At 70.9% G+C, this 13054-nt stretch carries 13 protein-coding genes; 11 read left to right on the forward strand and 2 right to left on the reverse strand.

Going from position 1 to position 13054, the window contains the following annotated elements:
- Nucleotides 1-27: 27 nt before the first annotated feature.
- Complete coding sequence (locus tag C8E96_RS11420) at nucleotides 28-888, forward strand: alpha/beta fold hydrolase (RefSeq protein WP_091378917.1); 861 nt, start codon at nucleotides 28-30, stop codon at nucleotides 886-888.
- On the opposite strand, the gene C8E96_RS11425 is transcribed toward C8E96_RS11420, so the two are convergent.
- The gene (locus C8E96_RS11425) at nucleotides 889-1536 is read right to left on the reverse strand and encodes a histidine phosphatase family protein (protein WP_091378913.1); all 648 of its coding nucleotides are present in this window, start codon (nucleotides 1534-1536) and stop codon (nucleotides 889-891) included.
- A 64-nt stretch (nucleotides 1537-1600) separates the two neighbouring features.
- Between C8E96_RS11425 and C8E96_RS11430 the strand changes: the two genes are divergently transcribed.
- From C8E96_RS11430 to C8E96_RS11445, 4 genes are read left to right on the forward strand one after another with little or no spacing between them, the layout of a single operon-like run.
- Nucleotides 1601-1924 (forward strand): EthD family reductase, encoded by a 324-nt coding sequence (locus C8E96_RS11430; protein ID WP_091378909.1) that lies wholly within the window; start codon nucleotides 1601-1603, stop codon nucleotides 1922-1924.
- Nucleotides 1921-2763: a 3-hydroxyacyl-CoA dehydrogenase family protein gene (locus C8E96_RS11435; RefSeq protein WP_267463823.1), complete on the forward strand. Its 843-nt coding sequence runs from the start codon at nucleotides 1921-1923 to the stop codon at nucleotides 2761-2763. The genes C8E96_RS11430 and C8E96_RS11435 overlap by 4 nt, the downstream gene beginning before the upstream one ends.
- On the forward strand, nucleotides 2760-3899 hold the full coding sequence (locus C8E96_RS11440) for a GNAT family N-acetyltransferase (protein WP_133794350.1): 1140 nt from the start codon (nucleotides 2760-2762) through the stop codon (nucleotides 3897-3899). The genes C8E96_RS11435 and C8E96_RS11440 overlap by 4 nt, the downstream gene beginning before the upstream one ends.
- 39 nt (nucleotides 3900-3938) lie before the next feature.
- Nucleotides 3939-4751, forward strand: coding sequence for a MerR family transcriptional regulator (locus C8E96_RS11445; protein WP_133794352.1), 813 nt, complete (start codon nucleotides 3939-3941; stop codon nucleotides 4749-4751).
- Between the two features lie 2 nt (nucleotides 4752-4753).
- On the opposite strand, the gene C8E96_RS11450 is transcribed toward C8E96_RS11445, so the two are convergent.
- Entirely contained in the window at nucleotides 4754-6121 is a 1368-nt protein-coding gene (locus C8E96_RS11450; RefSeq protein WP_091574861.1) for a fibronectin type III domain-containing protein, read from the reverse strand.
- A gap of 189 nt (nucleotides 6122-6310) precedes the next feature.
- On the opposite strand from C8E96_RS11450, the gene C8E96_RS11455 reads away from it, so the two are divergent.
- The 6 genes from C8E96_RS11455 to C8E96_RS34000 are packed head-to-tail and all read left to right on the forward strand — an operon-like array spanning nucleotide 6311 to nucleotide 12905.
- Nucleotides 6311-6919, forward strand: a complete 609-nt coding sequence (locus C8E96_RS11455; RefSeq protein ID WP_091378890.1) for a trimeric intracellular cation channel family protein — start codon at nucleotides 6311-6313, stop codon at nucleotides 6917-6919.
- A 56-nt stretch (nucleotides 6920-6975) separates the two neighbouring features.
- Nucleotides 6976-7683: a response regulator transcription factor gene (locus C8E96_RS11460; RefSeq protein WP_091378887.1), complete on the forward strand. Its 708-nt coding sequence runs from the start codon at nucleotides 6976-6978 to the stop codon at nucleotides 7681-7683.
- Nucleotides 7683-9095, forward strand: coding sequence for a sensor histidine kinase (locus C8E96_RS11465; protein WP_091378884.1), 1413 nt, complete (start codon nucleotides 7683-7685; stop codon nucleotides 9093-9095). Before C8E96_RS11460 ends, C8E96_RS11465 begins: the two co-directional genes overlap by 1 nt.
- 41 nt (nucleotides 9096-9136) lie before the next feature.
- A complete protein-coding gene (locus C8E96_RS11470) occupies nucleotides 9137-9934 on the forward strand; it encodes a DeoR/GlpR family DNA-binding transcription regulator (RefSeq protein WP_091378882.1) in 798 nt (265 codons plus the stop codon).
- The gene (galT, locus tag C8E96_RS11475; protein ID WP_091378877.1) at nucleotides 9931-11034 is read left to right on the forward strand and encodes a galactose-1-phosphate uridylyltransferase; all 1104 of its coding nucleotides are present in this window, start codon (nucleotides 9931-9933) and stop codon (nucleotides 11032-11034) included. The genes C8E96_RS11470 and galT overlap by 4 nt, the downstream gene beginning before the upstream one ends.
- Nucleotides 11035-11054: 20 nt before the next feature.
- Nucleotides 11055-12905, forward strand: a complete 1851-nt coding sequence (locus C8E96_RS34000) for a trypsin-like peptidase domain-containing protein (RefSeq protein WP_228770043.1) — start codon at nucleotides 11055-11057, stop codon at nucleotides 12903-12905.
- The last annotated feature ends 149 nt before the right edge of the window (nucleotides 12906-13054 follow it).

The following is a 13054-nucleotide window of genomic DNA, read 5'->3' on the forward strand; positions in this document are numbered from 1 at the left end:
TTTCATCCGCATCCGAAGGAGGCAGCCATGAAGACGACATCCACGTCCATCCCCGTCGGCGACATCGAGGTCGCGTGCACGGTGGTCGGAGACGGCACGCCGCTGGTCGTGATCCACGGCGCGGTCGGTCTCGGCGCGACGTACATGCGTGCCCTGGACAGCTGGGCCGACGAGTTCCAGCTCGTCTACTACGACCAGCGCGGCAGCGGCGCCACCCCGCTGGGCGACCCGGCGAGAGTGTCCTTCGCCGGGGCGATCGAAGACCTGGACGGACTCCGGGCCGCGCTCGGCGTCGACCGCGTCAACCTGGTCGGCCACTCCGCGGGCGCCATCCTCGCCGCCCTCTACGCGGGCACCCGTCCCGAGTCCACCTCGTCAGTCGTCCTGCTCAACCCTGGTCCGCCGCTCAACCCGGACCTGTTCCAGGCGTTCCAGCAGGAGATGGCCTCCCGTCGGACCCCCGAGGACAACGCGGCCAGGATGGCCATCGAGGCGTCACCGCGGTTCCAGCAGGGAGACCCGGAAGCCCTGGAGCGCCACCAGCTCAACACCTTCATCCCGTTCTTCCGCGACCGTGCCACCGTCGACACCGTGTCCCTCGGATTCACCGAGATCACCGCGGCCAACGTGCAGGCGGCGCCCCAACGCATGATCGGATCGGTCGGCGCACTCGATCCCATGGGCACGTTCGCCCGCGTCCAGTGCCCCGCGCTGGTGGTGCATTCGGAGCTGGACCCGCTGCCGGTCGAATGGGCGCACGCGCTCGTCGACACCATTCCCGGTGCGGACTACGTCCTGCTCGAAGGCGCGAGCCACTTCGCCCACATCGAGGATGCGGGCAGGCTGGCCAACGCCGTGCTGCCGTGGCTGGCCAAGCACGCCGAATGACTAGAGCTGCGTGGTCTTGTCGGGGGAGTCGCGCCACTGGTCGAAGGGCCGGTCCAGGGACCACGTGCCTCGGTCATAGGTCAGGATCCGGTGCGCGCAGTGCTCCGGGTTGGACAGCGACTCGAACAGGTCGATGGTCCAGGAGAACATCCGGCGGCACAGCAGCCGCATCGTGAGGCCGTGGGTGACGACGAGGGCGGTGTCGGGGTGGGTGGGGTCTGCCTCGACCCGCTGCTCCAGTTCGTTGAGGAAGCTGGCGACCCGGTCGTCGACGTCGGCGCCGGACTCGCCGTGGGCCAGCCGGTAGAAGAAGTGGCCGAACTCGTGCCGCTTCTGCTTCTGGATCTCCTGCTCCACCGGGTCCTGCAGGTTGCCCCAGTCCTGTTCGCGCAGCCGCGGCTCGGGCACCATCCGTTCCACGATCGGCCCGAGACCGAGTAGTTCAAATGTCCGGGTCGTGCGCGTGTACGGGCTCACGTAGGCGGCGACCGGGCCGTCGGTAAGCAGCCCACGCAGCCGCTCTCCCTCCGCCCGCGCCTGCTCCTCGCCGCGCGGGGTCAGCGGTAAGGCGTGGTCGGGGATTCGGCAGTACGCCAGCTCGTCGATGTTGCCGAGACTCTCGGCGTGCCGCAGCAGGATGATCCGCACGTGCCTATGGTGCCCGTAAGAGACCTAATACAGTGCGGATGCCTACCCGACGTGGAGTGTCACTGTGATCAAGTACATCGCGCTGTACAAGCGCCCGGCCGACGCCGAGGACTTCGACGAGAAGTACTTCGGCTCGCACCTGCCGCTCATCGACCGGACCCCTGGCCTGCTGCGACAGGAGGTCGCGCACGTCACGCGCACCTATGTGCCCGGCTTCCTGGGCGACGCCGAGCCGTACCTCATCGCGGAGCTGTACTTCGAGTCCGAGGCGGCCATGAAGGCGGCTTTCAAATCACCCGAATGGCAGGCGGGCGGCGCCAACCTGACCGAGATCGGCGGCATGGACCTCGTGGCGATGTTCGCCGCCGAGATCAAGGAGGAGCTGTGAGCGTTCCGGGAACCGTCGCGGTCATCGGCGGCGGCACGATGGGCGCGGGCATCGCGCACGTCTTCCTCGCCGCGGGCAGCCGGGTGGTGCTGGCCGAGGCCGACGCCGACCGGGCCGCCGCGGGGGCGAAGGCCGTCGAGGCGTCGCTGCGCAAGGCTGAGGAGCGCGGCAAGCTCACCACGACCGCGGACGCCCTGCTGAGCGGCCTGTCCACTGTGGACAAGCTGGGTGACCTGCCTGCGGACACCGCGCTCGCGGTGGAGGCGGTGCCGGAGAAGCTCGACCTCAAGCGGTCCGTGTTCGGCCAGATCGCCGACACCTGCCCGGACGCCGTGCTCGCGTCCAACACCTCGTCGCTGTCGATCACCGAGCTGGCCGCGGGCCTGCCCGGCGAGCGGGTCATCGGCATGCACTTCTTCAACCCCGTGCCGGTCCAGACGCTCGTCGAACTGGTGCACCACGCCGGGCTGTCCGCCGAGGTCATCGCGCAGGTGCGCGGCTGGGCCGAGGCGCTCGGCAAGACCGTGATCGAGGTCCGTGACTCGCCCGGGTTCGCCACCTCGCGCCTCGGCGTGGGCGTCGGCCTGGAGGCGATCCGGATGGTCGAGGAGGGCGTGGCCTCGCCGGAGGACATCGACACCGGCATGCGGCTGGGCTACGGCTGGCCGATGGGCCCGCTGCGGCTGACCGACCTCGTCGGCCTCGACGTCCGCCTCTCCATCGCCGAGCACCTCGCCCGCGAACTGGGCGACCGGTTCACCCCGCCGCAACTGCTGCGCGACAAGGTCGCCTGGGGCGAACTCGGCCGCAAGTCGGGCCAGGGCTTCTTCACGTGGTGACGATCCGGCCGTACGCGCCGGAGCACGCCGACGCCGTGCACCGGATGCGCAAGCTGGCGTTCGGCTCCCCGCGCGACGACGCCTGGGCGGCGGAGTCCGCGGCCTGGCGCGGGTTCGTCGCCGACGTCGACGGCGCGACCTGCGGGACGCTGCGGATCTGGGCCTACCACCAGTTCTTCGGCGGCCGCGCGGTCCCGGCGGGCGGCATCGCCACCGTCGCCGTCGACCCGCACGCCCGTGGTCGAGGCGTGGCGGGCGCGCTGCTCGACGCCGCGCTCGCCGGGATGCGGGAGGCCGGGCAGCCGCTGTCGATCCTGTTCGCCGCCACGCCACCGCTCTACCGCGGCCGCGGCTGGGAGCAGGTCGGGTCGACCGAGCGGGTCCAGGTCCCGATCTCCGTCCTGGCCGCACTGCCGCCCGGTCGCGCTCCGGTCCGCCGCGCGACTGAGGCGGATCTCCCAGCACTGCACCAGCTCTATCTCGACGTCGCGTCCACAGTGGACGGCATGCTGGACCGCTCGGAACCGGCGTTCCAGGTCTCCCGGATCTTCGAACTCGACATCGTCGACGTCGTCTCCGGCGATGACGGCCTGCGCGGCTACGTCGCCGCGAGTCGGCCGAGCGCCAACGACCTGACGGTCTGGGACCTCGTCGTCCGCGACGCCGAGGCCGCCCTGACCCTGCTCGGCAGGCTGTCGAGTTGGACGGGGATGGTCGAGGTTGTGTCGCTGCGCCTGGTCGACCCGGTGGTGCACGACCTGCTGCTCGGCATGCCGCGCGACCTGCCCCGAGTCGTCGAGCCGTTCATGCTGCGCGTGGTCGACCTCGCCGCCGCGGTCGAGGTACGCGGCTGGCCGGACTACCTCCCGGACTTCGCCGTCGACCTGGAGATCACCGACGAACACGCGCCGTGGAACGCGGGCGGGCACCGCCTGGTCCACGAGTCCGGCGCCATGCGCCTCGAACCCGGCGGCACCGGAGCTGTCCGCCTCCACGCCCGCGCTCTGGGGCCATGGTTCGCCGGCACGGCGACCACGGACACCCTGCGCCGCGCGGGTTTGCTGGAAGGCGACGCCCCGATGCTCGACGCCGCGACCACCGCGCCGCGGCAACTCCGCATCGCCGACAACTTCTGAATTGACTCTGCCCTTGGGGGAAGGGACACGGTGGGCGACATGCACGAAGACCGCATGATGATCGGCGATTTCGCCCGACGCTCGCGGCTGTCCCGCAAGGCGCTGCGGCTCTACGACTCGCTGGGGCTGCTCAGCCCCAGCGACGTCGACCAGTTCTCCGGCTACCGCTTCTACCGGCCCGACCAGCTCGACCGCGCCCGCCGCATCGCGATGATGCGCGGCATCGGGATGTCGCTGGCCCGGATCGGGGAGGTGCTCGACCTCGACCCGGCCGGAGTCGCCGTCGAGGTGGAGGCGGAGTGGCGGCGGATGGACGCCGAACACGAAGGCAGGCGCGGTCTTGTGCGGTTCTTGCTCACCACACTGACCGGAGGCACCACCGACATGTACGACGTCAAGATCCGCGAAGTCCCCGCCCAGCGGGTGCTCGCCGTCTCCCTCAACACCCTCGCCGAAGCGCTGCCCAGCCACATCGAGACCTCGATGGACCGGCTGTTCAAGCACCTCGCCGCCACCGGGGCGACCGTGTCCGGCGCGCCGCTGGTGATCTACCACGGCGACGTCTCGACCGACTCCGACGGACCGATCGAGGTGGCCGTGCCGTTCGACGGGACGGTCCAGCCCGCGGGCGACCTCGTCGTGCGCGAGGAGCGGGCGCACGACGAGGCCTACGTGACCATCACCAAGGGCGAGGTCGTCTACCCGAACATCCTCGGGGCGTACACGGCGGTCGAGCAGTGGCTCGAAGGCCAGTCCCGCGAACCGTCCGGCTCACCACGCGAGGTCTACTTCGCCGACTGGGACACCATCGGTGACACCGACCCGGCCGCGGACATCGCGTTTCCCTGCTGACCTCACGGGGTCAGCGCGAGCTGCACGGTGTTGCCCGGCCCGGACATCATCGACGTGATCATCGAGTCGGCCTGGCCGCAGCCGCTCACCGGCGGGATCGTGAACTCGCCGGTGAGCGTCCCGCCCTTCACCGGGTCGAACCCAGGCCCCGAACGCAGGGTGATCTCCGCGGGGACGGTTGTCGCGCAGGTCGCCGACTGGCTGATCGGCCGGCCGAGGAACGTCACCCTCGGAATGCCGATGTTCACCGCCGCCGTCGTGGTGAGCACCCCGCCGACCAGCGTGCCCGGGGTCGCGCCGACCGGCGTGAGCGTCACGTCGGCGACCAGGGGGAGCACGCCCAGGAAGCGGACGTTCGCCTTCGTCGGGTTCAGCGTGACCACCGAGGTGCTCTTGCCGGTGCCGACGTCCAGGTGCGTGCGGGCGGCGCCGGTGAGCGCCACCGACGTCCGGGCGGCCTTGACCGAGGCCGACCCGGTCAGCGAATAGTCGTGCACCGCGACGGCGGGCGCCGCGGCGGTGCGGACTTTGGCCGGGGCGCCGAGGTAGGAGCCGCCGTAGTTCGCGATCGCCCGGATGCGCACCCAGTAATCGGTGTCCGGGGCCAGGCCGTCCAAGGTCGTGGTCAACACATCGGTCACGCGCTTGGCGACGACCTCGTCGACCAGGACCTCATACGCGATGGCCACGCCGAACGGGCTGCTCGGCTTCGTCCACGTCAGCGTCACGCCGGTGCTGGTCACCTCGCTCGCCTTGGGTGTCCCGGGCGAGCCGAGGCCGTCGGCGACGACGTTCTGCACCTCGACCTGAAACCAGCGGTCAGGACCGTGATCGCTCGGGCACGAGCCGCCCAACGCCTCGGCGGGCGGCGGGTTCCCATCGGCGCGCAGGGGGAACAGGAGCAGGTCGAGTCCGTCGACCGACACCGTCGCAGTGCCCGCGCCGCCGTAGGACAGCTGCGGGGTGTAGGAGACCAGCGGCACCCGCACCCGGTCCGAGGTCAGCGCGATCTTGCGGAATTCGAAGCGCACCTTCGCGCGGAAGGTGTGATCGCCGTTCACCCTGACGATGTCGGCGTCGAGGGCGCCGCTGACCGTGGTCGCGCCCATCGCGATCAACTCGACGGTGCGGAACTCGACGTGCCCCTCGATCCTGGTCTGGTCCGGTTCCGGATAGAGGTACTCAGTCGTCTTGACATCGGATGCCAGGGTCACCGAGATCGGCAGCGTGATCGGCATCGGCGTGAGCGCGCAGGTGCGCTCGGCGGTCACGGTCTTCACTTCCGCGTGCGCCACGCCGGCGTTCAGTCCCACTCCTGCCACTGCGATCGCGGTCGCCCCCAACAGGGCCGTGAATCTCTTGCTGCGCACTGCTCACCCCTCAGCGGAAAGCCGGCGAAATGTCATTGTCCGGCGAAATGTATTGGCGCTGTGACGCGCCCGACAACGGGCGGTTTTCGGTCCTGCGTTTGTTTGATTTCCGGCGCACGAAATTCAATTCCGGAACTGTCACCGACGTGTTGCGCCATTCGTCCGCACCGGCGCGTAACCTGCACCTTCGTGGTGATCGTCGTATTGGAACTGGTCGGCCTCGCGGTGTTCTCCGCCTCGGGCGCGCTGGCCGCCGTGCGGGCCCGGCTCGATCTCTTCGGGGTCGTCGTCCTGGGCCTCACCACCGCGTTGGGCGGCGGCATCATCCGGGACGTGCTTCTCGGCATCACCCCGCCGACGACCCTGCGCGCCTGGCCTTATCTGGCCGTGCCCATCGCCACCGCGCTTGGTGTCTTCGCCTTCCACCCGCAGGTCGCCCGGCTGCGCAAGGCGGTGCTGCTCCTCGACGCGGTCGGCCTCGGCCTGTTCACCGTCTCGGGCACCGCGACCGCGCTGGCCGCCGGTGTCCCGGCGTACACGGCGTGTCTGATCGGGATGACCTCCGGCATCGGCGGCGGCGCCATGCGCGACCTGCTGCTCCGCGAGATCCCGCTGGTCCTGCGCCGGGAGATCTACGCCGTCGCCGCGCTCGCGGGCGCCGTGGTCGTCGTCGCCGGCGCCCGGCTCGGCCTGCCCTCGGTGCTGGTCACCGCGGTCGGTGCCACGCTCGTCGTGGTCATCCGGCTCGTCGCCCTGTGGCGGCGCTGGAACGCCCCCGTCGCACCTGGACTCACTTAGGACACGCGCGGGCGAGCTCTCAGGCGCATCTCAGCAGCGCAGGGAACACTGACCACATGCGCATCCTCGTAGTCGACGACGACCGGGCCGTGCGCGAGTCACTCCGGCGGTCGCTGCAGTTCAACGGCTACCAGGTGGACCTCGCCAGCGACGGCAGGCAGGCCCTCGAGACAGTGCTCGGCACCGACGGCACGGGCACCCGCCCCGACGCCATGGTCCTGGACGTCATGATGCCCAGGCTCGACGGCCTGGAGGTCTGCAGGCGCCTGCGCGGCGTCGGCGACGACCTGCCGATCCTCGTGCTCACCGCCCGCGACCTGGTGTCCGACCGGGTCGCCGGGCTCGACGCGGGCGCCGACGACTACCTGCCCAAGCCGTTCGCCCTGGAGGAGCTGCTGGCCCGGCTGCGCGCGCTGCTGCGGCGGGCCACGCCCGAGCAGCCCGGCACGCCCGAGGCCGCGCCGCTGCGCTTCGCCGACCTCGAGATGGACCCGATGACCAGGGAGGTGCGCCGAGGCGAGCGGCCGATCAGCCTCACCCGCACCGAGTTCGCCCTGCTGGAGCTGCTGCTGTCACACCCGAAGCAGGTCCTCACCCGGGGCCGCATCCTCGAAGAGGTCTGGGGCTACGACTTCCCGACCTCCGGCAACGCGCTGGAGGTCTACGTCGGCTACCTGCGCCGCAAGACCGAGGCCGACGGCGAGTCCCGGCTGATCCACACGGTCCGCGGGATCGGCTACGTGCTGCGGGAGACACCGCCCTGATGACCTTCGCCCCCGTGGGCGAGGCGCCGAGCGGGGAGATCCGTCAGCGCGTCTCGCTGCGCACCCGCATCGCCCTGCTCGCCGCCATGTGCGTCGGCGGCGCGGTCGCCCTGGTGTCCCTTGGCGCCTACATCACCGTCTATCGCGGCCTCTACCAGCAGATCGACGAGAACCTGACGGAGCGCGCGCAGGCGCTCGTCCACAACACCCAGGAAGTCGACGCCGGGCGCACCGAGATCCCGAGCTTCTTCCTCGAGCTGACCGACATCAAGTTCGACGTGATCGACGCGTCCGGAAAGTCCGCGTTCAACCGCCCGGTCGTGCGCCCCCCGATCGGACCCGACGAGCTGCTCGTGGCGGCGGGCGAGAAGCAGACGTCGTTCCGGACCGACGAGGCGACCGACACCCGGGTCCTGGCCATGAAGTACCCGTTCTTCACCAGGGGCGCCGCGCTCGTGCTCGCGCAGCCGCTGGAGTCCACCAAGAGCACGCTCGCCAAGCTGTCCGTCGTGCTGATCGTGATCGGCGGCTCCGGGATCATCGTCGCCGCCATCGCGGGCACGGCCGTCGCCCGAGGCAGCCTCAGACCAGTCCAGCGGCTCACCGCCGCGGCCGAAAGAGTCACTCACACGGGTGATCTACGTCCGATCCCGGTGACCGGAGACGACGAGCTGTCCCGGCTCACCCAGAGCTTCAACACCATGCTCGGGGCCGTCGCCGAGTCGCAGGAGCGACAGCGAAGACTCGTCGCGGACGCGGGCCACGAGCTGCGCACCCCGCTGACCTCGCTGCGCACCAACCTCGAACTCATGCTCGCCTCCGAGCAGCCGGGCGCGCCCTCGCTGTCGCAGCGCGACCGGGTCGAGATCCACGACGACCTGCGGGCCCAGCTCGACGAGCTGACCCAGCTCATCGGCGACCTGGTCGAACTGGCCCGCGAGGACGCCGCGCCCGCCGTGCAGGAGCACGTCGAGCTGGCCGAGGTCGTCGAGCAGGCCCTCGACCGGGCCCGCAGGCGCGCGGGCGGCGAGATCCACTTCGACGTCCGGCTGCACCCGTGGCACCTGGTCGGGCATGCCGCGTCGCTGGAGCGCGCGGTGCTGAACCTGCTGGACAACGCGGTGAAGTTCAGCCCGCCCGGCGAGACCGTCCGGGTCGAACTGCAGCCCATGGGCGACGGCTACGCCTTCCTCCAGGTCGCCGACGCCGGGCCCGGCATCAGCGACGCCGACCTGCCGCACGTGTTCGACCGCTTCTACCGCTCCGAGGAGGCACGAACCCTACCCGGCTCCGGTTTGGGCCTCGCGATCGTGAAACAGGCGGCCGAACGACACGGTGGATCGGTGTACGCCAGCCGCTCGGCCGACGGCGGCGCGCTGATGGCGATGCGCCTTCCGGGTAGCCCGGGGTGAGCCCTAACAAAATCCCGCGTTCGACCTTGTAGGATTGTGTTGTGCTCGCACGTCAACGCCAAGAAGTGATCCTGGACGAGATTCGCCGCACCGGCGCCGTCCAGGTCCACACGCTGGTCACAAGACTTGGCGTGTCCGACATGACGGTCCGCCGAGACCTCGACGTCCTGGCGAAACGCGGGCTCCTGGAGAAGGTGCACGGCGGCGCCACCTCGGTGATCGGCCGCAGCACCGACGAGCCCGGCTTCGAGGCGAAGTCGGTGCGGGCGCTGCCCGAGAAGGAAGCCGTGTCGGCCCGCGCGGCGGGCCTCATCCGGCCCGGCACCGCGATCGGCCTGTCCGCGGGCACCACCACGTGGACGTTCGCCCGGTTCCTCGCCGACATCCCCGACCTGACGGTCGTCACCAACTCGATCCGCGTCGCCGACGTCCTGCGCCACGCGGGCCGCTCCGACCGCACCGTCGTGCTCACCGGCGGCGTGCGCACCCCGTCGGACGCGCTGGTCGGCCCGGTCGCCGTGCAGTCGCTGCGGTCGCTGCACCTGGACATGGTCTTCCTCGGCGTCCACGGCATGTCCGACAGCGCCGGCTACACCACCCCCAACCTCGACGAGTGCGAGACCGACCGCGCGCTGGTCGAGGCGGGCGGACGGCTCGTCGTGCTCGCCGACCACACCAAGTGGGGAGTCGTCGGCATCTCCACCATCGCCGACCTGGAAGAGGCCGACGTCCTGGTCACCGACGAAGGCCTCCCGGACGACGCGCGCGAAGTGCTCCGTGAGCGCGTCGGCGAGCTGGTGATCGCGTCCGTTCCCGCGGTGGCCGAGGCCGACCAGTGAGGCGGACGGAAGGCAAGCTCGCCGACGGCAGGCAGATCCTCTACTTCGACGATTCCCCCGAGGCGCCCCCGCGCACGGCCGTCGACCAGCGCGACCTCACGCCCGCCGAGAACACCTCGCAGATCCGCCGAGACCCGCTGACCGGCGAGTGGGTCGCCCTCGCCGCGCACCGCCAGACCCGCACGTACAAGCCGCCAGCCGGGCTGTGTCCACTGTGTCCGTCCACCGAGGGCAGGCCGACCGAGATCCCGGAACCCGGCTACGACGTGGTGGTCTTCGAGAACCGCTTCCCCTCGTTCGCCCAGCACGCCACGGCCGCCACGGCGACAGGTCTCGTGCCCGCCGCGCCGGGCGTGGGCCGCTGCGAGGTGGTCTGCTTCACCGACGACCACTCGGTGTCCTTCGGCGCGCTGCCGGTCAGCCGGATCCGCACCGTCGTCGACGTCTGGGCCGACCGCACCGCCGCGCTCAGCGAGCTGCCCGGCGTCGAGCAGGTGTTCCCGTTCGAGAACCGCGGCGACGAGATCGGCGTGACGCTCAGCCACCCGCACGGGCAGGTCTACGGTTACCCGTTCATCACCCCGCGCACCGCCCGGATGCTCGAGGTCGCCGCCGCCTACCAGGCCGAACACGGCCGCCCGGTGATGGGCGACGTCCTCGCCGCCGAACGCGCCGAGGGCACCCGGGTGCTCGTCGACTCGACCCACTGGACCGCCTTCGTGCCCGCCGCCGCCCGCTGGCCGGTCGAGGTGCACCTCGTCCCGCACCGCCAGGTCCCCGACCTGCCCGCGCTCACCGACGCCGAACGCGACGACTTCGCTGAGGTCTACCGCCGGGTGCTCGGCATGCTCGACGGCCTCTACGACCGTGAGCTTCCCTACATCGCCGCCTGGCACCAGGCGCCGGTCAACACCGGCCGCGACCTGGCATGGCTCCATTTGCAGGTGTTCTCGGTACTGCGAACAGCCGATCGGGTGAAGTATCTTGCCGGTTCGGAGTCCGGAATGGCCGTCTGGATCAACGACGTGACTCCGGAAGACCTCGCGATGAGGTTGAGTTCACGGTCTTCGCACAGGACGGTCTCAGGCGCTTCTCAGTAGACTGGCGCAAGGTAGGTGTCATGACGGACGACAGGCCCGAGGACACGCCCGGGGAACCGGGACTTCAGGTCAACCCGTGGTCGGCGCAAGCCGCACGGGAGTCGGGGAACCCGGTGGAAAGGGTGCAGGGCCCGGACCACCAGGCGTTCGACCCCAGGGTGCGCGGGGTGCAGGGCCCCGCGCACCCAGGGGCGGACAACGCGACGGCGGACAACCAGCCGGGCGCGACCGACCCGCAGGACCACGGCTCACGCGAGGTGCAGGGCCTCGCCGAGTCGGAAACCGGTGGCCGAGTGGCCGGGGAGCAGGGCCCCGGCCACTCGACCACCGTGGGGTACACCCGCGAGGACTACCTGGGCCGCCCGCCCGAGGACTACGCGGCCTCCGAGGACTACGCAGCCTCCACCGACACCTCAGCCTCCACAGAGGGCACAGCCTCCACCGGCACCGCCTCAGCCCCTACCGGCACCGCCTCGACCGAGGGCACAGCCTCCACTGGCTCCGCCGAGGCGCAGCCGACTTTCGAGCAGCTCGCCGCCCATCCCGGCACCCGATCCGATGGCCCGGCAGTCGCCGCCGACCCTTGGTCGGCCGCTGCGGCAAGCCCGCCGTCGAGCCAGTCCGCCGTCGGACCGAACCAGCCTGGGTATTCCGGCTCGGACCAGGTCCTCTACGGCACCGCGTTCACAGGTCACCACAGCTATGCGGGGCAGCCGGTGGCCGATCCCTACGCCCCGCCCCAACTTCCGACCACCCCGCCGCAGCGGATCGCCGCGGCCGAGCCGCCGCGCCGCAAGACCGGCGGACTGGTCGCGGGCATGACCGTGCTGGCGCTCATCGTCGGCGGCGCCGCGGGTGCCGCCGGCGGGTACCTGGTCGCCGACTCGCGCTCCCCGGTGAGCACGTCCAGCGCCCTGGACGCGCAGAAACCCGCCAAGCAGGCGTCCACGCCCGCGCCGGAGGGCTCGGTCGAGGCGGTCGCGCAGAAGGTGCTGCCCAGCGTCGTCCAACTGCAGGTGCGTGGCCGGTCCTCCGCAGGGGAGGGGTCCGGTTTCGTCATCAGCCAGGACGGCCTGATCGTCACCAACAACCACGTCGTGGAAGCGGCCGCCGACGACGGGGAGATCGTCGCGGTGTTCCAGGACGGGCGCACCGCCAAGGCGACCATCGTCGGCCGGGATCCCTCCTCGGACCTGGCCGTGGTGCGCGCGGAGCGGATCTCCGGGCTCGCCGTGGTCGAACTCGGCAGCTCCGACGACCTGCGGGTCGGCCAGAGCGTGGTCGCCATCGGCTCGCCGTTCGAGCTGTCCGGCACGGTCACGTCGGGCATCGTCAGCTCGCTGAACCGGCCCACCCGGGCGGGCGGCGAGGACGGCAGCCAGGCCACGGTCATGGACGCCATCCAGACCGACGCGGCGATCAACCCGGGCAACTCCGGCGGCCCGCTGGTCAACATGCGCGGCCAGGTCGTCGGCATCAACTCGGCCATCTACAGCCCGCGCTCCGGCTCGGGCGCGGGCGGCTCGGTCGGCATCGGATTCGCCATCCCGATCGACCAGGCCAGGCGCACCGCCGACGAGATCGTCAAGACCGGCAAGGCCACCCAGACCGTGCTCGGTGTCAGCGTCCGCGACAACAACGGCGGCGGCGCCCTCATCTCCCAGGTCGTGCCCGGCGGTGCGGGGGAGAAAGCAGGACTGACCGCGGGCGACGTCATCACCAGGCTCGACGACCGCCGGATCGACACCTCGGACGCGCTCGTCGCGGCAGTCCGGTCTCATGCGCCGGGGGACAAAGTCAAGCTGGTAATCGGCGACGGTGAGCGTACAGTCGAGGCAACGCTTGCGGGACAGCCAGTGGAAACCGAATAGGACACTTCCGAAATTGGGACTTCCGGTCTGTTTGCCCCCAGGCCGGACTGGGGCTCCGACAGGAGCCAAGCACAGGAGTCGCACGCGGACGGATAGCAACCCTCGCCCGCCCGCCTGCGGCTCCTGTCGCGCGTCTCCATCTCTTACGG

The organism is Actinokineospora alba, assembly GCF_004362515.1.
Classification (GTDB): Bacteria; Actinomycetota; Actinomycetes; order Mycobacteriales; family Pseudonocardiaceae; genus Actinokineospora; species Actinokineospora alba.